Origin of the sequence: Photobacterium alginatilyticum (genome assembly GCF_009910675.1) — a bacterium.
Classification (GTDB): domain Bacteria; phylum Pseudomonadota; class Gammaproteobacteria; order Enterobacterales; family Vibrionaceae; genus Photobacterium; species Photobacterium alginatilyticum.
Genome location: NZ_RSEJ01000026.1, coordinates 1 through 23030, shown reverse-complemented (window position 1 = coordinate 23030; position 23030 = coordinate 1). Strand labels below are relative to the sequence as shown.

Here is a 23030-nt window from a genome sequence, read left to right as displayed (position 1 = left end):
CCAATACCACTAATTAAAAAATACCGTCAAGCAATTAATAGTTATTATTAAAAAGAATACATTGGCCTCGCAACAGATAAACTTAAACGCCATCATCCAATACAAATATAAGATAAGCACGAAGCCATAATGCTTTAACTATTATTAGTAGGTTTTAACACTTTGCATTGCCAAGCACTTCCCTTTCCATTTTTAACTGTGGTTTTGTCGATAATTTCAAAACTGGTTTGAACCTTGTTCCACATTATTTTGTCAATCCAAAGTTGCTTGAACAATGATATGATGACAACCCCATCTGGCTTTAAGTGTTCTGTCAAACGTTCAACAAGCTTGTCCGGGTTATTTATGCAGTTAAGGCTCTCACAAAAAACAATACAGTCGTACTTTCTATCCGGCTGGTAGGCATGCGCATCGGCTTGCTCAAAGAAGGTTTTCTCATCCTCCCTGTTAGACCTGGCGTTCTCTATTGCCGTATCTGAAAAATCAATGCCTTTATAATAGTTATAGTCCGACGAGCTCAGTTCTCGATTAAGGACACCTTCGCCACAACCTACATCTAAAATATCAGCGTTAGGTTTAAAGAAATTTATATAACCACGAATAACATTGTAGTGTGCTAACTCATCTAATTGATGAAGATGATTCCACTGATTGTTTTTATATTGTTCTTCCCATGTTTTTTGTTCCGGCTGAAAACCTCTCATACCGAATAATGTCTGAATGAATTCTTTAATTTTCATGACTCCACCAATGTTAAATATAATCCGTATGAGCATTCAATTATGCACAATTCACTATCGATTGATTTGACAGTTTTATATATTTGCGAGTCATTTCATGCAAACAATGAAAATTATTGATAAGCTAAAATTATTGCTAATTAACTGCATACAATTAGCAAACAATCAAAATAACAATATTTCCTTGTTATTTTCATCAGCTTGTAACAACCAGGAAATTAAAGCGTTGAGAGGGTCATCTTCTGTACGAAAGCATTAGCAAAAGGAGAACTGCCACTTTCATTTTCCACAAATACAAAAAACCGGGCCAAAAGCCCGGTTTTCTTTAATACGCTAGTGATTAAGCTTCGTAACGAGGCTTACGGTCACGGCGTGGACGGTCTGCTGAACCATGGTTGCGTTCACCACGGAAGCTACCACGGTTGTCGCCACCACGGTTGCGATCAAAGCGACGCTCGCCTTCACGACGACCACGACCACCTTCACGGTTGCCATCACGGTTACCACGGTAGCCACCACGGTTGCCGTCACGACCACCACCGCCACCACGACGGTGCTCACGAAGTACCTCGCCTTCGACAACAACAGCTTTCACGTCGTTTTGGCGAATGCGTAGCTTCTTAAGCTGAGCAGACACTTCTGCAGTCATCTTCTTAGGAAGCTGAACATAAGTGTGCTCTGGCGCTAGCTTGATAGCACCGATGAACTCTTTGCTCAGGCCTAGTTCGTTCGCAATAGCACCAACGATATCTTTAACCTGTACACCTTGCTCGCGGCCAACCTGAAGCTGGTAAGTATCCCAGTCAGCATTGTTGTATGAACGACGTTCACGACGCTCACCGCGTTCACCACCTCGGTCGTCACGACGACGCTCACGACGCTGCTTGTCACGCTCGATAGCAGCAATCATTGGGTCCGGGCCTTTGTAGAACAGCGGACGGTTACCCTGCTGACGCTGAAGCAGCATAGCCGCTAGCGTTGCCGCATCAACTTCGATTGTTTCTTGTAGCTTTTCTACAAGCTCAACAAACGCTTCTACACTTGTTTGCTCTTTCTGAGCAGCAAGCTCCTGACCAAGACGGTTCAGACGAGCTTCGGCAACCGCATCACGTAGCGGAAGCTGAATTTCTTCCATGCGAGATTTAGTTACGCGCTCGATAGTACGCAGCATACGGATCTGGTTTGTACGAACAAGCAAGATAGCTTTACCTGTACGTCCAGCACGACCTGTACGACCGATGCGGTGAATATACGACTCAACGTCGAACGGGATATCGTAGTTGAATACGTGCGTAATACGCGGCACATCAAGACCACGCGCGACAACATCAGTTGCAACCAGGATATCGATAACGCCTTTCTTGATATGGTCAACAGTACGCTCACGTAGCGACTGAGGGATATCACCGTGTAGTGCAGCCGCTTTGAAGCCGCGTGCAGATAGCCAGTCAGCCAGGCGCTCGGTATCTTGACGAGTACGTACGAATACGATTGACGCATCAGTTTCTTGAGTTTCAAGAAGACGGCTCATTGCTTCGTCTTTCTCGACACCTTTCACTACCCAGAACTGCTGCTCTACCTGAGAAACAGTGCGGTTTTCACCTGCAACGTCGATACGAGCCGGGCTGCGAAGGAAACGGTCAACAATCTCTTTAACCATTGGAGGCATAGTTGCAGAGAACAGTACGCGCTGTGCTGACTCTGGTGCTTGCTCCATGATCCAGGTAACGTCGTCAACGAAACCCATTTTTAGCATTTCATCAGCTTCATCAAGTACAAAAGTGTGTACTTCGTCAAGGTGCAGACGGTCACGAGTAATTAGATCTTTTACACGACCTGGAGTACCAACAACGATGTGAGCACCAGACTTAAGCGCACGCATCTGATCAACGATAGATGCACCACCGTAGATTTCCAGTACCTTCAGGCCCTTGATGTTCTGGCCTAGCGTTTTAATTTCTGCAGCCACCTGAATCGCAAGCTCACGGGTCGGAGCCATAACGATTGCCTGTGGCTTGTGCTGACCTAGGTCAAGCTTGTTCAGTAGCGGTAGAGAGAACGCTGCTGTTTTACCAGTACCTGTCTGAGCTTTACCTAGCGCATCGGTACCAGTTAGTAGAAGAGGAATTGACGCCGCCTGAATAGGGGTCGGCGCAACGAAGCCCATTGAGTCAAGTGCGGATAGTAGTGTGTCGGCCAGTTCTAACTGGCGAAATTCTGTAACAGATTCTTGCATTGGGATCCCAATATGTAATCTAACTTTAAGCGGGGCCCCTTTAACTTTAAACGGTTCTGCAACAGCAACCACAAGCATGGGCCTCGACGATTTGAGGCGCGCATTGTGCGCTATTACTCGATAAAATGCCAGAAAAAATTGAGCGTTGTCACAAATTAACTTTCAAAAACCTATTTATTGAACAATAAGCTTGTCAGTTAAACATGTTTCACATTATTTAGGGTCTACATTTTGTTCATCCCATTGATAAAACTGATCTCTGCCGCATTTCTTGGCCATATATAAGGCGCGATCAGCCCCCTCGATCAATCTGTCAGCCTCGGATAGCCCATCTGGAGTGAGCGTATGGTAGCCAAGACTGATTGTGACCTTCCCTTTATCAACACCTTCGTGGGTAAGTGCCAACTGACCAACAGCCGCCTGCAGCTCAGCCGCGACGGCCCTTGCTCCTTGTGTATCCGTATTTGGCAACAAACAGGCGAACTCCTCACCACCATAGCGAGTAAAGAGTGATTCTTTATACGCTTCCATCAGCTTTTCCAGAGAAATAGCGATTTTTCTTAAGCAATGATCCCCTTCCAGATGTCCGTAAGTATCATTAAATAGCTTAAAATGATCGACATCTATCATGATCAAACTGAGTGGCTCTTGATTCTCAAGGGCTTTCTTCCAGTCGCGAGCAAGCGTCAAATCAAACAAGCGCCGGTTGGCGACGCCTGTCAATCCATCCTGCATTGACCATTGTTCCAAGCGCCGGTTGACATCGCCAAGTGCCCGGTTGGTTTCCCGTAGCTCGGTTGTTCGCTTTAACACCCGCTCTTCCAGCTGAGCATTTAAGCTGGTAAGTTGCTCATGGTTGCGTTTAATAACTATTTGCTGTCCCAATGCAACACCAAACAACTTGAGTATCTCTTTCTGGTGCTCGGTTAACCCACGCTGGTTTATCAGGTTGTCTGCCGCCAACCAGCCGATACATTCATCGCCGTTCCACATCGCAATCATCGCATTCCAGCCCGTGCCAACCTGCTGGGTACCAAAATAGAGGGGCGCATTTTCTTTTACGACGACATGATCTTTACGGCTCAGCGCTTCATTCACCAAGGGGTGATCCGGAATGGGGCTGGTAAAATCAAAACGCTGCACAAGGTTACCGTCCGGATCCGTGCCATACGTTCCCTGCATCGTGTTCTTGCTCAAGTCAGTCAGGAAGATCGCCATCCGGTCAATGGACAGGTTCGTCCTTCCCAGCATAATGGCATCGTGATAGAGCTGATCGAGATCGCTCGCTTTCGACAAGGCCAGTGTCAGCTCCTGCAAACGTCTCAATAATGACAAGTATTCACTGATTGAGTGTTTCCGAACCTCCAGCTCGGCTTCAACACTACGCCGGGTCAGGTGGTGATCGAGCGACTCCTTTCGCAGCACACGGGCACTGATATCTGATGCGAGTATTAGCAACAGGCTATTGAGGTAGTCTTCATTCGCTTCGAAAAAGTGGGGTTCCTGAGTTTCTGCATAAATAAACCCAATGTTGCTACCATGCATCGTGATCGGCAATAGCAGCTGAAACCATTCACTATCACTTTCTCGCCAGATCGCTTTATACGGCTTATCAACATACGCGCTAACAAACCGCCCTTGGTCTTTGGCCTGTTTCAGCAGCTTTTTCGGTACACCGTTGTAGTCATCAAGGGAAAGCGTGGTGAGGTAGTACTTAAAGTCTTCATCCACTAAGCTCGACAGCACTTTTGTCTGGTAATTTTGCTCGACCATCAGTGTAATATAGCTAAATTTAAGCTCACGGCTTAAGGTCGATAACAAACATCGGCACCACTGCTCCATGTCTGCCTCACGAGCCAGCACATCCACGAGCTGATCAAACGTCTTTTTCACTCTTACAACCATAACTACGCGAACCTTCCTCGGGTGACTGGTGTGCTGAACACATCTTTTCTTTATAACAAGTACCTTAATTACCAGAAAGTAACAAATGGTGTAACCATTATTTCCAGGACTGTGACTCGATACACTTAGAACCAACCGAATATCAGCCCATTAGGCGAATTATCCTTCGGCCTATAACAAAACAGTCAGTTTTACCCCAAATGTCGGATTATTAGTCATACATTTCCAGATATATCCTGACTCTCAGTAGAGAGTAGGCAAAGTGAATGGTCTTGCAGCCTCAGGCTCGTTAAAACTTTCCCGAAATACAGTATTTGGTAGGAGCATGGCGGGTATAGCGCTTGGTTTTAGCGCATGAAGGCCTTATAGTGTGTTCGTTCACAATCTGAGACCGGGCATAATGTTTCAAGACAATCCATTATTAGCACAGCTTAAAAAACAAATTCAGGAAACCCTTCCGAAAAAAGAAGGCAATATCAAAGCAACAGACCGTGGCTTTGGCTTCCTGGAAACAGACAACAAAGAAAGCTTCTTCATTCCGCCAACTTATATGAAAAATGTCATGCACGGCGACCGTGTTGTGGCAGTAATCCGTACTGAAAAAGAGCGGGAAGTTGCTGAGCCTCAGGAGCTGGTTGAACAGTTCATGACTCGCTTTATTGGCCGTGTAAAACTGATCCGCGACCGCCTGAATGTAGTACCGGATCACCCGCAACTAAAAGATGCGATCAAAGCACGCACCATCAAAGGCCTCAATCCGGAACTATTGAAAGAAGGCGACTGGGTTGTCGCTAACTTGACCCGACATCCATTGGTCGGCGACAACAAAACCTTCTTTTGTGAAATCAAAGAAAAAATCACTGACAGCAACGACAAAATTGCGCCATGGTGGGTAACACTGGCCCGTCATGAGCTACCGAACGCCGAGCCAGCCCCTCAAGACAGCTGGAGCATGCTCGACGAAGAGCTGGAACGCCAGGATCTTACTGATCTGCCTTTCATTACTATCGACGGTGAATCCACCAAAGATATGGATGATGCTCTCTATACTGTCGCCAAAGATGATGGCAGCTTTGAGATCACGATTGCTATTGCCGATCCGACATCTTACATCTCCGTTGGCGATAAAATGGATGACGAAGCACGCCAGCGCGGCTTTACCATCTACCTGCCGGGTAGAAACATCCCGATGCTTCCAAGAGAGCTGAGTGACGAACTCTGCTCACTGATCGAAAACGAGAAACGCCCGGCGATCTGTTGCCGTGTGACCATTAATGCAGATGGTGTTATCCAAGACGATATTACCTTCTTTGCGGCATGGATTAAGTCTCAGGCTAGATTGGCTTATGACAAAGTATCAGATCTGATCGAACACGGTCAGTGCGAGGGCTGGGCACCAAACGCTATCATCGCGGAGCAGATCAATGCACTGCATGGCTTTGCCAACGCGCGCAGCGAGTGGCGGGCCAACAACGCCGTTGTATTCCCGGATCGTCCGGACTATCGCTTTGAGCTTAGCGAAGATAACGACGTGGTTGCCATTCATACCGATCCTCGTCGTACCGCGAACCGAATGATCGAAGAAGCGATGATCACGGCGAATATTTGCGCCGGCCGTGTGCTGCAAGAGAAGTTCGGCATGGGTGTCTTCAACTACCACAATGGCTTCAATCCAGAAAAACTGGATGCCGCAATGGACTTCCTGAATAACGCAGAAGCGCCGTTCGAGAAAGAAGAACTGACTTTGCTGGAAGGTTTCAGTGCCCTGCGTCGCTGGTTAAATGCCCAGGAGACGCCGTATCTCGATAACCGCCTTCGCAAGTTCCAGGCATACAGTGAAGTAGGCAACAAGCCTGCTCCTCATTATGCAATGGGACTCGATGTGTACGCGACATGGACATCCCCGATCCGTAAGTACGGTGACATGATTAACCATCGCCTGCTTAAAGCAGTGATTTCGGGTACCGAGCCGACTCAGACCCCGGATGACTCTGTTGGTGAAGAGATTGCCACTCACCGCCGCCACCATCGTATGGCCGAGCGTGATGTATCAGATTGGCTATACGTACGCCTGCTTAAAGATGCAGTGAAGGAAGAAACCGTCTTTACTGCCGAAATCTTTGACATCAACCGCGCTGGTATGCGCGTACGCTTGTTGGAGAACGGTGCTGCCGCATTCATCCCGGCTCCGCTTATCCTTGATAACAAGCAGCGCATCGAATGTAACAGTGATCTGGGTATCATCAACATCGATAAGGTCAAAGAGTATCAGCTCGGTGACTCTTTCGAAGTGAAACTGACAGAAGTGCGTAGTGTAACCCGCCAGCTGGTTGCCAAGCCGCTGAAAGAGTTCCCGGCTCCGGTTGCCGAAGGCGAGAACACCGCTCAGCCGTCGGAAGAAGAAGCATAATTCCTTTTTCATCGTGCAAAGGGTCAGTCGTTACTGGCCCTTTTTTATATCTATACCCAAGCCGACCTCCTATACCGCTTTCTTTCTGGCTCAATCTTGTTACTCTTAGCCCATAATTATTTTAAGCAGTACATCGAGTCAGCAATGTCAGAAGCAGTAAAATCAGACGTTATTCAACATGTTCAACAATGGCTGGAAGACGTAGTCATAGGCCTCAATCTATGCCCTTTTGCCGCCAAGCCAAACCGCAACAAGCAGATCAAGATCCATGTTTGTGAAACCAAATCAGAAGAGCAGCTACTGGAAGATATCTACCAGCAGATCGTCACCCTTGACGACACATCGGCCGAAGAGCTTGAAACCACACTAGTTGTAGCCCCAAACCTGTTTGAACATTTTGATGACTACAACCAATTTCTCGATCTGGTCGACGCCCTGATCATCCAGACAGGAAAAGAAGGGACCTACCAAATTGCTAGCTTCCACCCAGATTATTGTTTCTATGGAACCCAGCCGGACGATGCCGAAAACCTCACCAATCGCTCTCCATACCCGATCTTTCACCTGATCCGTGAAGCCAGCATGGAAAAAGTGCTGAAACACTACCCGGATCCGGAAGGTATACCGGAGCGAAATATTGAGTGCGTAGAAGGTTTGTCCCCGGAACAGATTCGAAAATTATTTCCTTTTCTTATCAAGTAATTCAATTTAGTTACGATAAATAGATAACCAAAGGACGATGATTATTCGATTCGTGATAATGTGCCCTAATTAGAGAAACAGGTTGTAATGCCATCGATTTCATTTGCAATATTTAGAAGCGCAGGCGTTCGCTTCGGACTGCCGTTAATACTTGCTGTTTTAATGATATTCTCATTAGAGTCGGTACTGGTTAGCTTTTCCCCTTACCGCGGGTTATTGCTGGTACTGCCTTACGTATTGCTAAGCCTCGTTATTCTTTTGAGTCAGCCCTTCAATCAGGGGAAAACAGCGCTGACAGCCTTACTGATGATGGTTGCCTTTTACATCATCCAGAACTATCTGCAGTCTCCGCTCTCAGATAACCAAACACGTATTATCTACGTGTTGCTGGCTACCCTGCTGCCGTTGAATCTGCTACAACTTCACCTGCTCCCGGAACGACGGCTATTTTCCCGCTTTGGCACGGGCTACCTAATCTTTCTCGTCTGCCAGCTTGCCTGGGGGGCGTTGGTTGTTAATCATTTTGCCGGGCAGGACCTCAGCGGGCTATGGGATAGCTACCTCTATGCACTGCCAGATATCTCCCCTCTCCCTGTGCTGCTGATCTTGCTTTATCTGAGCGTTGGACTTGCCTGCGGCTCTGCTATCCTCAAACGTAATCATGGCTACGATCAGGCCATCTTTACCAGCCTGCTGTTTGCCGGTATCACCTTCAGTGCGTTTGACCAGGACTTCATATCATCAACGGCCTTCTCGGTCGCAGCAGTACTGCTGCTGCTTAACCTCATCACCTGTAGCCATGAACTGGCCTATGTCGACCAGTTAACGGGGATCCCCGGCCGCCGCGCGCTAGAAACTGAGCTCAAGCACCTAGGTCGAACCTATACGCTGGCGATGCTTGATGTTGACCACTTCAAGAAATTCAATGACACACACGGACATAAAACAGGTGATGATGTTTTACGGCTAGTTGCCCAGTTTATGCAGCGAGTAAGAGGCGGTGCTGAGGTATTCCGCTATGGCGGAGAAGAGTTCACCGTGCTATTTAAAGGGAAAGAAAGTAACGAGTGTATCGATCATCTCGATCAGCTCAGGCAAGATATTGCCAACTATGAGATGGTCATTCGCCAATACGATGATCGGCCTTCAAACAACCAGAAAGGCGTAAAAATGCGGAAAAAGCAGTCTAAACAGGAGACTGTTACCGTCACAGTGAGTATCGGCCTTGCCGACAGCTTTCCCGATCACAACCCTGCCGCCGTTCTTAAGGCTGCCGATGAGGCACTGTATAAAGCCAAAAAATCAGGCCGTAATAAAGTCAGTCAGTAACAACCTTCTCACCAGAAATAAAAAACCCGATGAAATCATCGGGTATCGGTTACCAATAAAACTTATCTTTTCCTATTGCTAGCAGAAGAATAAGTCCAGCTATGCAGCAACGCCAATATAAGGTTAAGTACAGAGAGCCCTAACAGATCGGCGGCCAAACCATTGTCAGGTACTGCACTTGGGAGTCGCTCACCATAAGCAAAATGAGCGTTATTGTTATTCTTAATACTTACCAGAAAGCACTCTCATCTCAGAGCTTCCCGTGGAAATCTAATCACCCGAGCCCAGACCAATAACTGACAATAAGCTCACGAGGAAAATTAATACCTTATGCGCATTATACTAGCAGCCAATGCCGCGCTTTAAAACTAAAAATGCAGTGAATTGAGATATCCTCTTATCCTTCGGCATTATCGTATTTGATGTTTATTTCCTGGAACGAGAGCAATTGAAATGCGGGAAGGGTAGATAATCAGCGACTTTCTTAAGAGATAAAAAAAGACCTGTCCGAAGACAGGCCTTTTGTTGTTATATGATAACCAGTTAACCTTTCACGCCACCAGCTGTCAAGCCACCTACAAGGAACTTCTGAGCCAGCAAGAACACGATAGTAATTGGAATTGCTGATAGTACCGCAGCTGCCGCGAAATCGCCCCACAGGTAGTTCTGAGGATACAAGTACTGCTGCATACCTACTGCCAGGGTGTAATTCTCCACATCCGTTAGTAGCAACGATGCTACAGGTACTTCTCCAACCAGACCGATGAACGACAGAATGAATACTACCGCTAGAATTGGCACTGATAGTGGAAGCAGAACATAACGGAATGCTTGCCAAGGCGTTGCGCCATCAAGTGCTGCTGCCTCTTCAAGTGAAACGTCAATCGTTTCAAAGTAGCCCTTGATAGTCCAGACGTGAAGAGCGATACCCCCCAGGTAAGAGAAAATCAAACCACCATGCGTATTCAGTCCCATGAACGGAATGTACTGGCCTAAACGGTCAAACAATGCGTATAGGGCAACCAGAGCCAGAACAGCTGGGAACATCTGGAAAATCATCATCCCTTTAAGGATGGTGTCTTTACCTTTAAAACGCATACGGGCAAATGCATAAGCACTGGTTGTCGACAGTGCAACAATGATAATTGAGGTAATACCTGCAACTTTCACGGTATTCCACAGCCACAGCAGTACAGGGAATGGCGGTGGTGTTACCGTACCGTCACTGTTAGTTACCGCAAAACCTAATGCCAGACGCCAGTGATCCAATGTTGGATGAGTTGGAATTATCTCACCACCGGCAAAGTTACCTTCACGGAATGAAATCGCAATGATCATTAACAACGGAAAGATAATCATTGATAAGAAAATACATAAGCCGATATGTGTTGCCCATACCCTGTACTTCAATGACTTTGATGGAACCATAGCCATAACGTCTCTCCTTAGTCCTGTGAAAGCTTAGTGAATCGAAGATTAAGTAGTGCCATACCACCCACCAGTAAGAAAATAATTGTCGCGATTGCACCAGCAAGACCAAAGTCCTGACCGCCGCCGCCTTCGAAAGCGATACGGTAGGTATAGCTTACGAGCAGATCCGTATATCCAGCAGGTTCTGAAGTACCCACCATGTTCGGACCACCAGCAGTCAGTAGCTGAATCATTACAAAGTTATTGAAGTTAAATGCGAAACTCGCAATAAGTAGCGGTGTCAGCGGCTTGATCAACATCGGTAGTGTAATGTTGAAGAAGTTCTGAATCGGACCCGCGCCATCAATCGCAGAGGCCTCGTATAAATCAGACGGAATAGATTTCAACAAGCCCATACACAAGATCATCATGTAAGGGAAACCCAACCAGGTATTGACCAGCACCACCATGACCCTTGCCATAATAGGATCAGAGAACCACGATGGCTTAATACCGAATATAGCTTCAAGGAACAAGTTTATCTCACCAAAGCTCTGGTTAAATAAACCCTTGAATATCAGAATGGAAATGAACGCCGGTACCGCATAAGGAAGAATTAGAAGTACGCGATAAATACTGCTGCCTTTCAATGGCTCCCACTGAACGAGACACGCTAGTACCATACCTAAGGCCAGTGTTAAAGCGACCGCCAGGAAAGCAAAAACAACAGTCCAGATAAAGATACCGATAAAAGGTTCTTTAATACCATCATCCGTCATCACTCGCTCGAAGTTAGCGGTACCAACACCGACAGCAAATCCCGGAGAGATAGTCTTGCCGACAAAGTTGCCGTCAGCGTCGACAGGCTGGTAGAAACCTACCTCCATGTTCGGCTTATACAGCTGCTGAGTTTGATTGTTCAGCATAGTCAGGCCGTCTTCCTGCAGCGTAAACAGAGGAGTGTCGGCTGCAAACTTACGCAAGCCACTCATTCTGATCTCATGGCCGCCTGGCATAACCAATTCAACTTTTGACAAGCTGGCTCGGTTTTGAACGATCGCCTTGATCTTCTCTTTCTCACCCTGAACGCTGTCAACAGCGCGCAGGCTCATCGCGTCCTCTCTCGGAGCGGCAAGGTCAAAAACGTCAGAAGCCAGCAGTTCACCGTTCGCCTTGATTACCAACTGGTGGCCGTTATCCACTTTGTACAAATCAAAGCGGTAACTCTCACCAGACTGGAAGCTTCTCTGCTCCAGAACAGCCTGTGTTCTTTCCAGTGTTAGCTGGTTCGATGCACTGTAGTTAGTAAAAGCAAGCCCAACGGTATACACCAATGGGAAAATAATGAAAATAAGCATCCCTGCAATACCAGGGAAGATGTAACGGTGGGCGTAAGTTTTGTTGCTTCCAAAAATATAAAGAGCAAGTGCGGTTAGGACAACGGTAAGAAGTGCAAAAGGCATTTCACCTTGTGCATACATTAATACGGTAGCATAACCATTAACTGCGCCGATCATGCCCAGAAGCGACCATTTCAGCCACTTGCGATAATTTAATTTAGGACTTTCCTGTTGTGGTTCCAAAAGTCCTGCACCTTGAACTGACTGCATCTCAGCTCCTTGCTAGCAAAAAAATGACAATAAAATGGGGAGAGTTACCCCTCCCCGCAAAAAGGTATTACTTAAGCATGTGGCCCGCAGCTTCGTCTAGCGCACCATTAATGTCCTGACGGCCATCAACAACGTTCTTGATTGCATTACCCTGGGCGTACCAGAATGCTGCCATCTGTGGAACGTTCGGCATGATTTCACCGTTCATTGCGTTATCCATAGTGGCTGCAATGCGAACATCTTTGTCTAGCTTCTTCTGGAATGATTTCAGAGCTACCGCACCAAGAGGCTTGTCATCATTAACTTTACCCAGACCTTCGTCAGTCAGTAGGTAGTTCTCGATGAACTCAACCGCTAGATCCTGGTTTGGCGATGCAGAGCTGATACCCGCAGTCAGGATGCCGACAAACGGCTTAGATGGGCTACCGTTCAGCTTAGGCAGAACAGTTACACCGTAGTTGATACCAGACTTCTCAACGTTGCCCCAAGACCATGGGCCGTTGATAGTCATTGCCACATTACCTTTGTTGAACTCAGCTTCAGATACGCTGTAGTCCATATCTGGCGAGATGACTTTCTTGTCTACCAAAGACTTGATGAAGTTCATACCACGTTTCGCGCCAGCGTTATTCACACCCACATCTTTCACGTCGTATCCGCTCGCAGTGAACTTGAACGCATAACCGCCATCAGCCGATAGTAGCGGCCATGTGAAGTACGGTTCTTTCAGGTTCCACATGATAGCTTTCTTGCCATCTTTCTGAAGCTTCTTGTCTAGTGCTTCAACGTCTTCCCAGTTCTTAGGTGGGTTTGGAACAAGATCCTTGTTATAAATCAGAGAAAGTGCTTCAACAGCAACTGGGTAGCCGATGTACTTACCGTCGTACTGGACAGCATCCCAAGTGAAGTCAATGATTTTGTCTTTTACTTCTTTAGATGGCTTAATTTCAGCCAACAGACCAGATTTAGCATAGCCGCCAAAACGGTCGTGTGCCCAGAATACGATATCCGGACCATCACCTGCTGCAGCAACCTGAGGGAACTTCTCAGACAGACCATCAGGGAAAGCAACCGTTACTTTAACACCTGTGTCTTCTTCAAACTGCTTACCAACTTCAGCCAGGCCGTTATAACCTTTGTCGCCATTGATCCAGATAGTAAGTTGACCTTCTTCAATCGCGGCATGTGCATTTACAGAGCCAAGTGCGGCAAGGGTACAAAAAGCTACAGTGCTGAGGACTTTCTTCATTTTTAACATCCTTCATGATTGTTATATGTCGTACCGCAGAGACACTCTGCAGCACAATTTGCAGGTTGTATCATCTATCAGGAATCAGCACTCGGCATCATCCTGTGCCCTACGCCCCCTGACCCTGAGATTTAAAAGCGTGATCTGCGTCGTCCGGCTTAGTGACGCAGATCTAAAAAAGACACCTGAATGTGATGCAACGCACATAGTACTTCGATTAAATACCCACATCAGCAACAGGAATATCAAAGTGTGATCTAAACACTCCTCCCCCCCTCATCCCCCTTTTTAATTCTGACAAAGGAGGATGTTTCACCGTGACAGGTGGGTGAGAATAGCCTCATACCCAACGGGGTAGATGAAGAGACTTTTACTGTTCTATTTCGCAGTTTTGACTTTTTAGTAGTAACCACTTTAATTGGAAACGACAGCACCGCCTTACTTCTTGGGGAAGTAAGTAAGGTGGATTTGGTCAGGGTAGCAATTCATTCCACTGCCTGAGTGATACTCACGCTACCCATTTTTTTCTTCACTACACCTAAAAATTCTTTACCCGTAAGGCCAGGCATGAATATCATGCCGTATGAACACGCCTTACAGGCTACAACAAACTTAGAGGAATAGGCTCGATGACGAGTGTCACTTTACGAAATGTATGTAAAGCATATGGAGATAACCTGATTTCCAAAAATGTTGATCTCGATATTGCCGAAGGCGAATTCGTTGTATTTGTAGGGCCATCAGGCTGCGGCAAGTCTACCCTTCTTCGTTGTATCGCAGGTTTGGAAGATATTACATCAGGTGACCTGTACATCGGTGAGGAGCGAATGAACGATGTTCCTCCTTCTGAGCGCGGTGTCGGCATGGTATTCCAATCTTATGCTTTGTACCCGCACCTTAACCTGTTCGACAACATGTCGTTCGGTATGAAACTGGCTAAGGCTGACAAGAAAGAAATCAAAAAGCGTGTTGATCATGCTGCTGACATTCTTCAGCTTGGTCACCTGCTGGATCGCCAGCCTAAGGCGCTTTCTGGTGGTCAGCGTCAGCGTGTTGCAATCGGCCGTACGCTTGTCTCCCAACCAGATGTCTTCCTGCTTGATGAGCCGCTATCTAACCTTGATGCCGCTCTTCGTGTACAGATGCGTATCGAGATTGCCAAGCTACACAAACAACTTGGCTGTACCATGATCTACGTAACACACGATCAGATTGAAGCCATGACCATGGCAGAGAAAATCGTTGTTCTTGATGGTGGTTATGTATCTCAGGTTGGTAAGCCTCTTGAACTCTACCACTACCCACAGAACCGTTTTGTTGCAGGGTTTATCGGCTCACCGAAAATGAACTTCATGAGCGTGAACGTTGAGCAGGTCGAAGATGAACGTGTAATGGTCCAGATGGGCGACGGAAACACATTCTGGATCCCGGTTGACGGCAGCACTGTTAACAAGGGTGATCGTATGTCACTGGGTATTCGCCCAGAGCATCTGGTATCTTGTGAAGAAGGTGATGTGTGTGTCGAAGGTAAGATACAGGTCATCGAAAAACTAGGCTATGAGACTCAAGCTTACTTGCACCTTGAGCATATGGATGCTGACTTTATCTACCGCCGTCCGGATACACTAGATCTCGAAGCAGGTGACAAATTTAAGGTGGGTATTCCTGCCCACCGCTGTCACCTGTTCCACAGCGACGGTAAAGCTTGTCGTCGTCTATACAAAGAGCCGGGCGTATAAGCCAAACTCTTTCCCCCTAGACAAAAGCGCTGTTAAATTCTAACAGCGCTTTTTTGTACCTGTCAGTTACACAAACTAAGCAATTGTTGGAGCCCGCGATGACACCACACACCAGCCCTTTCGATGCCCGAGTAAAGAGCTATGATCCTAGTCGCATGATCTTGCTAAAAGAGTTTGACATACCTCAGCTCAACCGCCGCCGACTTGTACGTATTTACCTGCCTGAAGACTACGCAACCAGCAGCAAGCGATACCCGGTCATCTATATGCATGACGGGCAGAATGTCTTCGAGCCGGAGCTTTGTATTTCAGGCATGAGTTGGCAGGCTGGCGAGCAACTTGATCATATGCAGGCTAACGGTGAAACGGATGGCGTCATCATTGTCGCTGTCGATAACAGTCCGCTACATAATGGCTTCGGACGGATGAATGAATACTCGCCATGGCCCTGTGAGCTGGACTCAGGGCTCGATGGATGGAATGACTTCAAGCTCACACTCGGCGGCGAAGGTGAAGCCTATGGTGCTTTTATCGCCGACACCCTCAAGCCCTATATCGACCAGCATTACCGTACCCGAAAAGAACGGGAATATACGACGGTTGCCGGCAGCTCAATGGGCGGGCTGATCAGCTTATACATTGCCCTTCGCTATCAGCAAAGCTTTGCCAATGCCGGTGTGTTTTCACCAGCGTTCTGGTTTGCCGACAAACCAATAGAAAACTTTATCCAGCAAACGGCTGTCTTATTGCCGCTGAATATCTATATGGATATTGGCACCGAAGAAACCAGCGACCACTCGATTGCAGCATTTCCCTCTGTCTATTTTAACGGTGCCAAGCGTATTCACCAGTTGCTTCAGGACAAAAGCAACATGCTAAGCTGTAGCCTTACTGTTGAACAAGATGCCGTGCACAGTGAAAGTGCCTGGGCACAGCGTTTCCCTGATATGGTGAGGCAACTTTCTGCACGCTGAACCTGAGCCCTTTCAACAGTAAATTGGTGGAGGGGAACCCGCTTCACACCTAAACTTAAACAGTCTGGGGTTGTTGGCGCCGCAAGGCACACACGAGCAAATAATGACCCGGAATAAATTACACCCGGTCCAAATAACACCGGTAAAGATATCTGGATGTATCTTTGATGGAGGATCATTACATGAGCAGCCACGACAGAATTGAAGATATCGAGCAGCTAATCTATATGGCTTATCAGGAAGGCAATTACCAGGAGGCAAAAGCGCTTGAAGCAAAAGTCAAAAGGCTCAAGGGAAACTCACACCTCTATGACGATAACGAGCCCTATTCAATAGAAGGGAAAGTATTTATCGATGAGTAAACAATGGCATACCCGGCTTTCAAGCGGTGCCCAGCACCTTATGCATACCAGTAACCTATAGCCAAGCTAGATACCCTCACCGGTATGATTAGCTCAGCATCAACTCCATAAACGAAAGGCGCAGCTAATAAAGCTGCGCCTTTTGACTTCCCCCAACTAAGCACCGGCTAGAACCATGCTCGGTAACAATGGTTCAATAACTATGGCTCAGTAACTACTCTCTGTAACTATGGGAACCATGGGGCTCTGTAATCATGGGGGCGTATGACTAGTCTCCCGCCTTGACGAGACCACTATCCTCTACGTATTTTTGCAAAACGTGCTGCCCTTTTAACACAGGGAACCCGATCGTAAGATCAGGCTTGGCGAACCTCAGATGGCCCATTTGGTCCTGGTAGCTAGGCTGAACACAAACCAGCGCCATACATTTGCCGTTTACTTCGGCTTCAATGGCTAATGGGTCAAAACGTACATTAACCGGCTCCTCCCCCAGCTCGAGTTCAAGCCGGTATTTAGCCTTGTTATCAGCCGTTAGGAGCAGCTCAAGCAATTCGCCGGATGCATGTGTATAACTCAACTGGTAGCTCTCTACGCCCCCTTCGGTGCGATCAATAGCGACGTTCAGCGCATTATCAGTACCAAAGCGCAATAACGCATGGGCTGAGTGCCACGTCGACGGCAGACAAGGTGACAGTGTCACTCTATCAGCCATTAAGTTCGGAGCAAAGCCCATATAATCCTGATAGCCGTTACGGGTAAACTCGGAAACAGACCATGCCTGAGCATAGGTACCTGTCGTCGTCACTTCACCTTCGGTATCCAAAAACGCATCCAGGTTCTCGCTCATTGTTCCTCGATGACCGATAGACAAGATCTGTCGCGACAGATCCTTGGTCAGCTGGTAAGCAAAGTCAGCATAGCCGTAAGCGATTAAGCTTGAAACCGTAAAGCCCGCATTCCAGCCCCAGATTGTGCCGTTATGATAGGCGGCATCCTTATGATATTCCTCACGGTTCGCGTGATAAGGATGAAAGTCGGGATCATACTGAGAAAGTGACGTGATCCCCCACGGGAACAGCAGTTCAGTCACCGCATTTTTCACCACCTTCGCCCCGGTTGTTTTATCAACCAGGCCACCGTCAAACGGTACGGTCAATGTCATCAGCTGATTAGGACGTATCTGCAAGTCACGGCTGTTATCTTCCCGCAAACGATCTGCCAGCAGCTCTTTGCTCTCATCCCAGAACATTGCCTGGAAGCTCGACTGCACCTTATCGGCAAGCGTGCGATAATGCAACGCTGATTCCAGATCGTCATTCAGCCTTGCCAGCTCTACAGCTACCTTCAGGCTGGTGTACCACAACGCCTGAATGTCGTTGGCACGGTTGCCCCGGGCAGACCACGGCAGCTTGCCTTCTAGTTTGGCATCCATCCAGGTATCGGGATCCCGGTGTGTCATCAGGCCGTGCTCATCAAGGTAATTTTTCTCGATACCGTCGATATAAGTTTGGACTACCGGATAAATCGATTTGGCATACTCAAGATCACCACTGTACCTCAGATAATCCCACACCTCCCTCACCATCCAAGGTGTACCGTCCGTGGTGTTGTAAATCATATTGGTCAGACTGGTCACCCGGTTAGGGATCCGACCATAGTTGATGCTTTGCTCGTCTGTCAGCTGCATCGAGGCAAAGTTATCGATGATGGTTTTTGCATCATCAAAATCCCCGTTAACCAATGTAATACCCGGCAAGGCAATGAAGGAGTCGCGGCCCCAGCAGTCTTTAAACCACGGTAATCCGGCCCAGATCCCTTTGCCAAACTCGTTGGAAACAAACACCTTGCCTGACGCCTTGGCCCACATCAGCGCGCGGTTATACTCGAGGTCCGATGTCCAAAGGTACGACTGCGTCAACATGTTATAAGTTTTTTGCTGGTGGCGGGTATAACCGTCCTGCTCCAACAGCTTATTGGCCTGTGCGACCGCCTCTGCTTCCGTTTCTGCAAATGTCAGATAAAGCGTAAGACTGGTTTCTTTTTCAAGGGTTTCAATCACAGGTTTAACATGGCTGCCACTTAGGTGCACCACATCGTTCAAAGCAGGAAGATCTGCAAACGTTGACTCCTTGAAGCGGAAAGCCCGGTTGGCAGTCACCGCGATAAATGACGGGGTGTTGTCCTGTCTCAGCGCCGGATCAAGCGCATACACCACGCCGTTATCAAAACAGGTGGCCGTCGAAGCATTGATCGCAAGATTCAGCTGCGGCGCAATCGCCAGTTTCGCCGCGTGCTCTGAACAAGCTTTGATTGCCGCTGCACGCTGCTGGGTCAGCAACGTAAAGGTATCTGAAGCCCCATTGTCATAATGATGAGTGACGCCATAAGGGAAAATCGCCGCTTCGGGTGCAACGTTCTTGTCATTAATCTTTCCATCGACAAAAGACGCAAATGTCCCCAGATACCAACCTTGTTTATGGCGGTATTTACCGGCTGCCACAAACCCATGGGTGACACCTTCAAAATAACCATCAACATTATCGCCAAAAACAAACGGGACACTGCTATCGGCGGTGATAGCCAGTTGTTCGAACAATGCATCAGGAGCCAATACTGGCTCGGGCTTCGCCTGTAATGAACCCGATTCTGCCACGATGGAAAAATCAGCCTGAACCAAATCACGGCTCGGCTCGGCATCTCGATTTTCGCCGCCCTTCGCAATCAACAAAGAAGGCTTACCTGCCGTCACGGTCAACGAAACAGTATAAAGGCCGGTCTCAGGGGCCAGGAATGACAGATCATTGCCGATCCCTTTGGCTGCGATTAACGGCTGAGACTGATCGACAAAGCATGATACTGCCTTGTATTTGTCAGCAGAAAAAGTCAGCTGTTCACTGCCTTGCTGATCCGAAACCTTAAAGCTGTGCTGATCTGCCGACAGACAAATGACCGCCTGATAGCATCCCTCGCCCATATAGGCCATTGGAGTATCATCTCCCCAGCCATTAAACGTCCCCTTTACGTACAACTGTTCTTTATACGGAGCTTGTTCTAACCCGTTCACATATATTCCTTATCAATAAGCGATATATCGTTTTTACTTGATATCAAATGCAGAAATGTCTTATTCAGATAGCACAATGCGCAGACTAGGCTGCGCATTGATTTGATTGCTATAACGTTGCTATTGCCATATTAGAGGCTCACAATCGTCTTACTTGTTAATCTGAGAAGCCGCGGTATCCAACGCTTCTTTAACTGTCTGACGACCAAGCAGTGCATTTTCGATAGCTGCACCTTCAGCGAACCAGTAAGCCGTCATTTCAGGAATGTTAGGCATGATTTCACCGTTTTGGGCATTGGTCATCGTAGCCGCAATACGGCTGTCTTTAGCCAGGATATTCTGGAATGATTTCAGCGTTACCGCACCAAGAGGCTTGTCATCATTAACCATCTTCAGGCCTTCGTTGGTTAGCAGGTAATTCTCAAGGAACTCAACAGACAGGTCCTGGTTCGGGCTAGCGGCGTTGATACCGGCACTCAGTACACCAACGAATGGGTTAGAAGCACCACCGTTAAGCGTCGGCAGTACAGCAACACCGTAGTTTAGGTTTGATTTTTCAAGGTTACCCCACGACCATGGACCATTGATGGTCATCGCGACATTACCTTTGTTGAATTCAGATTCAGAGACCGCGTAATCCATATCCGGTGAAATAACATTTTTCTTCGCCAAGTCAACCAGGAAGCTCAGACCAGCAATACCCGCGTCGCTGTTCACACCAACCTGCTTGCCATCGAAGCCTGATTCGGTTTTCTTAAACGCATAACCACCGTTGGCAGAAATCATCGGCCATGTGAAGTAAGCGTTCTTCACATCCCACATGATAGCTTTCTTGCCTTTTGCCTGCATTTGCTTCTCAATGGCATACAGCTCTTCCCATGTCTTTGGTGGCTCAGGAAGCAGGTCTTTATTATAAATCAGAGATGGAGACTCAACAGCCATTGGGTAGCCAACCAGCTTGCCATCGTACGTCACCGCATCCCAGCTGAAATCGACAAACTTGTCCTTAAACTCTGCAGAAGGTTTAACTTCAGCCAACAGGCCTGATTTAGCGTATCCGCCAAAACGGTCATGAGCCCAGAAGATGATGTCCGGACCGCCACCTGTTGCTGCTACTTGCTGGAATTTCGCTTCCAGAGACTCAGGGTACTGAACGTTAACTTTGACGCCGGTATCTTCTTCGAACTTACGGCCAACTTCAGCAAGGCCGTCATAACCTTTATCGCCGTTAATCCAAATCAGGATTTCACCTTCCTGCATGGCAGAGGCTGCCATTGGAAATGCTAGCGCAGTTGTAAGAGAACAAAGAGTCAGAGTTTTCAGAACACGTTTCATAGTCGATTTCCGTTGTAATTTTTGTGAACAGGGGCATTCTCCTCCCCCCCATGCAGATGAGCATCATCCCCCTCCCTACGCCCCCACCCTGTTTTGCTCAACTATGTGAAACTGAACACATTTTGTTGGACAAAAACGCAAACGGCGAAGGTAATCCTCCGCCGCCTGCTTAACCGATAAAAAACCTGATTACTCTTTTTGATTCAGCCCTAGCTTATTTGCCAAAGGTTCAATCGCCCATCCCTGAACAATCACAGATATCAACACAATAAAGAAAACCATATGCATCATTTGCAGTGCCCCTGCGACACCTTCAGCCGCCGGGATCAAGGCAAAGACAATGGGTGTCGCACCTTTCAGCCCGATGGCAGAAATAAAGAATTTCTTCTTGGTGCTGACCGCCCTGAATGGCAAAAAGCTAATAAAGACCGCCAGTGGACGAGCAACTAACATCAAGATCAATGCAGGAATAATGGCTATCCATACGTCACCAATAAGCGCCTTGGGGAAAAACTGCAAACCAAGAATAATGAACATCAATGCCTGCGCCAGCCATGAGAGACTATTAAAGAAGTGTTTACTTACTTCCTTGCCCCGTCTCAATCCATTGCCTATCACGACACCGGAAACATAGGAGGCGATCAAGATATTTCCGCCCAGTACATCACTACCGTAAGCAGCAATGACAAAACAGGCCAAGATAAATACCGGGATCAACCCGTATTCTTCAAGCTTGATTTTATTTAGTAAGGTCACGCCCCCCAGCCCGACCAGATAACCAGCACCGATCCCCACGACGATTTGCTGGACCAGTTTAATGCCAATGTCGGCTGCTCCCATCGACTGCCCGGTACTGACAATCATCCCGGTCAGGATCACTACCAGTAACAGTGCAACGGGGTCATTGGTGGCCGATTCAAACTCAAGAACGGTATCGGTACTTTCTTTTAGCTTGAGCTTTTTCGATTCGAGAATAGAAAACACCGCGGCGGCATCGGTAGACGATACGACGGCGGCAAATAACATGCAGGTCAGAAGATCAAAATCCAGCACAAAGTACAGAAGCCCGCCCAGAATACCCGTGGTCAATACGACCCCAGCCGTTGACAGCATTCCCCCCTCTTTATAGGCAACGAGAATACTGGACTTAGAGGTATTTAGCCCTCCGACAAACACAATGACATTAAGAGCCAGAGATCCAATAAAAGACGTCAGCTCAAGATCATCGTACACAAAATCGAACTCGCCGTTGCCAAACAGCAGACCGACGCCAATAAATATCAACAAGGAAGGCAACCCAAGGGTTTTTGAAGGCTGATGAAGCAAAATACCTATTGCCGTTAATACGGCCATTCCCAACATTGTGAACTCTGTACTCAATACAACACTCCTAAAATGTTCCCTGAACGAAAATAACCTAGAGGCAGCGATAATTCAGCTATAAGACAAACAAAGACTGAAGCAATTTAAAGAAAGCACCGTAAATCGCATTTAATTCAGGGGTGATTCAACTAAATACAGCCAAATTCATAAAAGCTTAGACTGACACGCTCTAATCTGCCATTTAAAAGTAATGAGTTAGCTCATTAAGATCAACAGACAAAAGGCATGCAGACACATTTTGCAAACAAAAAAGGACTTAGACCAATAAAATACCCAGAAACCAAATAATAATATGTTTTATTACTTCACGGTACTCAGTATACCCAAGCTACCTCAAGATGCAGGATTCAGAGTGAGACCAGCGAGCTCAGTTCAAGGAAAATGACGGTAGGAATGGCTTTCCCTTTCAACGTTATTTGACACAGAAATGGGGTCGCTGGCTCACTCCCAAAGGGCGAGTTTACTTGGCTTCTATGCGTTGTTACCGATTATTAATTTAGAGCCACTAGATTTTCTAATCGGTGCCTAGCCTACAAGCCAAGTAATTCTCGCTGAAACGAGCATCTTGAGGTAGCTTGGGTA

Annotated in this window: 15 protein-coding genes; 6 read left to right on the top strand and 9 right to left on the bottom strand. The window is 47.3% G+C overall.

The genetic code is table 11. From position 1 onward, the window contains the following. Nucleotides 1-134: 134 nt before the first annotated feature. From EIZ48_RS21135 to EIZ48_RS29970, 3 genes are all read right to left on the bottom strand, one after another. Nucleotides 135-740, bottom strand: a complete 606-nt coding sequence (locus EIZ48_RS21135; protein ID WP_160655951.1) for a class I SAM-dependent methyltransferase — start codon at nt 738-740, stop codon at nt 135-137. A gap of 340 nt (nt 741-1080) precedes the next feature. Beyond that, nucleotides 1081-2976: a DEAD/DEAH box helicase gene (locus tag EIZ48_RS21130; protein WP_160655948.1), complete on the bottom strand. Its 1896-nt coding sequence runs from the start codon at nt 2974-2976 to the stop codon at nt 1081-1083. Between the two features lie 213 nt (nt 2977-3189). Continuing rightward, nucleotides 3190-4869 (bottom strand): diguanylate cyclase, encoded by a 1680-nt coding sequence (locus EIZ48_RS29970; protein ID WP_160655925.1) that lies wholly within the window; start codon nt 4867-4869, stop codon nt 3190-3192. A gap of 412 nt (nt 4870-5281) precedes the next feature. Between EIZ48_RS29970 and EIZ48_RS21120 the strand changes: the two genes are divergently transcribed. The 3 genes from EIZ48_RS21120 (at nt 5282) to EIZ48_RS21110 (ending at nt 9322) form a co-directional block, all read left to right on the top strand. Further along, complete coding sequence (locus tag EIZ48_RS21120; protein ID WP_160655907.1) at nt 5282-7291, top strand: exoribonuclease II; 2010 nt, start codon at nt 5282-5284, stop codon at nt 7289-7291. A 144-nt stretch (nt 7292-7435) separates the two neighbouring features. Then, entirely contained in the window at nt 7436-7993 is a 558-nt protein-coding gene (locus EIZ48_RS21115; protein ID WP_160655904.1) for a DUF1415 domain-containing protein, read from the top strand. 162 nt (nt 7994-8155) lie between these two features. Continuing rightward, nucleotides 8156-9322 carry a GGDEF domain-containing protein gene (locus EIZ48_RS21110; protein ID WP_240153047.1) on the top strand — a complete coding sequence of 389 codons (1167 nt, stop codon included), beginning with the start codon at nt 8156-8158 and terminating at the stop codon, nt 9320-9322. Between the two features lie 543 nt (nt 9323-9865). Here the strand turns inward: EIZ48_RS21110 and malG are convergent. The 3 genes from malG to malE (EIZ48_RS21095) form a co-directional block, all read right to left on the bottom strand. After that, entirely contained in the window at nt 9866-10756 is an 891-nt protein-coding gene (gene malG, locus EIZ48_RS21105) for a maltose ABC transporter permease MalG (protein ID WP_160655899.1), read from the bottom strand. Between the two features lie 11 nt (nt 10757-10767). Continuing rightward, nucleotides 10768-12342, bottom strand: a complete 1575-nt coding sequence (gene malF, locus EIZ48_RS21100; RefSeq protein ID WP_160655896.1) for a maltose ABC transporter permease MalF — start codon at nt 12340-12342, stop codon at nt 10768-10770. Nucleotides 12343-12409: 67 nt separating this feature from the next. Beyond that, a complete protein-coding gene (gene malE / locus EIZ48_RS21095) occupies nt 12410-13591 on the bottom strand; it encodes a maltose/maltodextrin ABC transporter substrate-binding protein MalE (protein WP_075766156.1) in 1182 nt (393 codons plus the stop codon). 629 nt (nt 13592-14220) lie between these two features. Here malE (EIZ48_RS21095) and malK point away from each other — a divergent pair. From malK to EIZ48_RS21080, 3 genes are all read left to right on the top strand, one after another. Continuing rightward, entirely contained in the window at nt 14221-15330 is a 1110-nt protein-coding gene (malK, locus tag EIZ48_RS21090; protein WP_160655894.1) for a maltose/maltodextrin ABC transporter ATP-binding protein MalK, read from the top strand. A 98-nt stretch (nt 15331-15428) separates the two neighbouring features. After that, nucleotides 15429-16304 carry an alpha/beta hydrolase gene (locus EIZ48_RS21085; protein ID WP_160655891.1) on the top strand — a complete coding sequence of 292 codons (876 nt, stop codon included), beginning with the start codon at nt 15429-15431 and terminating at the stop codon, nt 16302-16304. 182 nt (nt 16305-16486) lie between these two features. Beyond that, nucleotides 16487-16666, top strand: coding sequence for a hypothetical protein (locus tag EIZ48_RS21080; protein WP_160655888.1), 180 nt, complete (start codon nt 16487-16489; stop codon nt 16664-16666). A gap of 268 nt (nt 16667-16934) precedes the next feature. On the opposite strand, the gene EIZ48_RS21075 is transcribed toward EIZ48_RS21080, so the two are convergent. The 3 genes from EIZ48_RS21075 to EIZ48_RS21065 all read right to left on the bottom strand — a co-directional run bounded on the left by EIZ48_RS21075 (nt 16935) and on the right by EIZ48_RS21065 (nt 22445). Then, the gene (locus EIZ48_RS21075; RefSeq protein WP_160655885.1) at nt 16935-19730 is read right to left on the bottom strand and encodes an amylo-alpha-1,6-glucosidase; all 2796 of its coding nucleotides are present in this window, start codon (nt 19728-19730) and stop codon (nt 16935-16937) included. 150 nt (nt 19731-19880) lie between these two features. Then, a complete protein-coding gene (gene malE / locus EIZ48_RS21070; protein WP_160655882.1) occupies nt 19881-21065 on the bottom strand; it encodes a maltose/maltodextrin ABC transporter substrate-binding protein MalE in 1185 nt (394 codons plus the stop codon). A 189-nt stretch (nt 21066-21254) separates the two neighbouring features. After that, nucleotides 21255-22445: a potassium/proton antiporter gene (locus EIZ48_RS21065; protein ID WP_160655879.1), complete on the bottom strand. Its 1191-nt coding sequence runs from the start codon at nt 22443-22445 to the stop codon at nt 21255-21257. Nucleotides 22446-23030: the final 585 nt, after the last annotated feature.

Bases quoted from the DNA above. Each gene is read 5' to 3' on its own strand.
- EIZ48_RS21135 (WP_160655951.1), bottom strand. From the start codon at position 740: ATGAAAATTAAAGAATTCATTCAGACATTATTCGGTATGAGAGGTTTT.
- EIZ48_RS21130 (WP_160655948.1), bottom strand. From the start codon at position 2,976: ATGCAAGAATCTGTTACAGAATTTCGCCAGTTAGAACTGGCCGACACA.
- EIZ48_RS21120 (WP_160655907.1), top strand. From the start codon at position 5,282: ATGTTTCAAGACAATCCATTATTAGCACAGCTTAAAAAACAAATTCAG.
- EIZ48_RS21115 (WP_160655904.1), top strand. From the start codon at position 7,436: ATGTCAGAAGCAGTAAAATCAGACGTTATTCAACATGTTCAACAATGG.
- EIZ48_RS21110 (WP_240153047.1), top strand. From the start codon at position 8,156: ATGATATTCTCATTAGAGTCGGTACTGGTTAGCTTTTCCCCTTACCGC.
- malG (WP_160655899.1), bottom strand. From the start codon at position 10,756: ATGGCTATGGTTCCATCAAAGTCATTGAAGTACAGGGTATGGGCAACA.
- malF (WP_160655896.1), bottom strand. From the start codon at position 12,342: ATGCAGTCAGTTCAAGGTGCAGGACTTTTGGAACCACAACAGGAAAGT.
- malE (WP_075766156.1), bottom strand. From the start codon at position 13,591: ATGAAGAAAGTCCTCAGCACTGTAGCTTTTTGTACCCTTGCCGCACTT.
- malK (WP_160655894.1), top strand. From the start codon at position 14,221: ATGACGAGTGTCACTTTACGAAATGTATGTAAAGCATATGGAGATAAC.
- EIZ48_RS21085 (WP_160655891.1), top strand. From the start codon at position 15,429: ATGACACCACACACCAGCCCTTTCGATGCCCGAGTAAAGAGCTATGAT.
- EIZ48_RS21080 (WP_160655888.1), top strand. From the start codon at position 16,487: ATGAGCAGCCACGACAGAATTGAAGATATCGAGCAGCTAATCTATATG.
- malE (WP_160655882.1), bottom strand. From the start codon at position 21,065: ATGAAACGTGTTCTGAAAACTCTGACTCTTTGTTCTCTTACAACTGCG.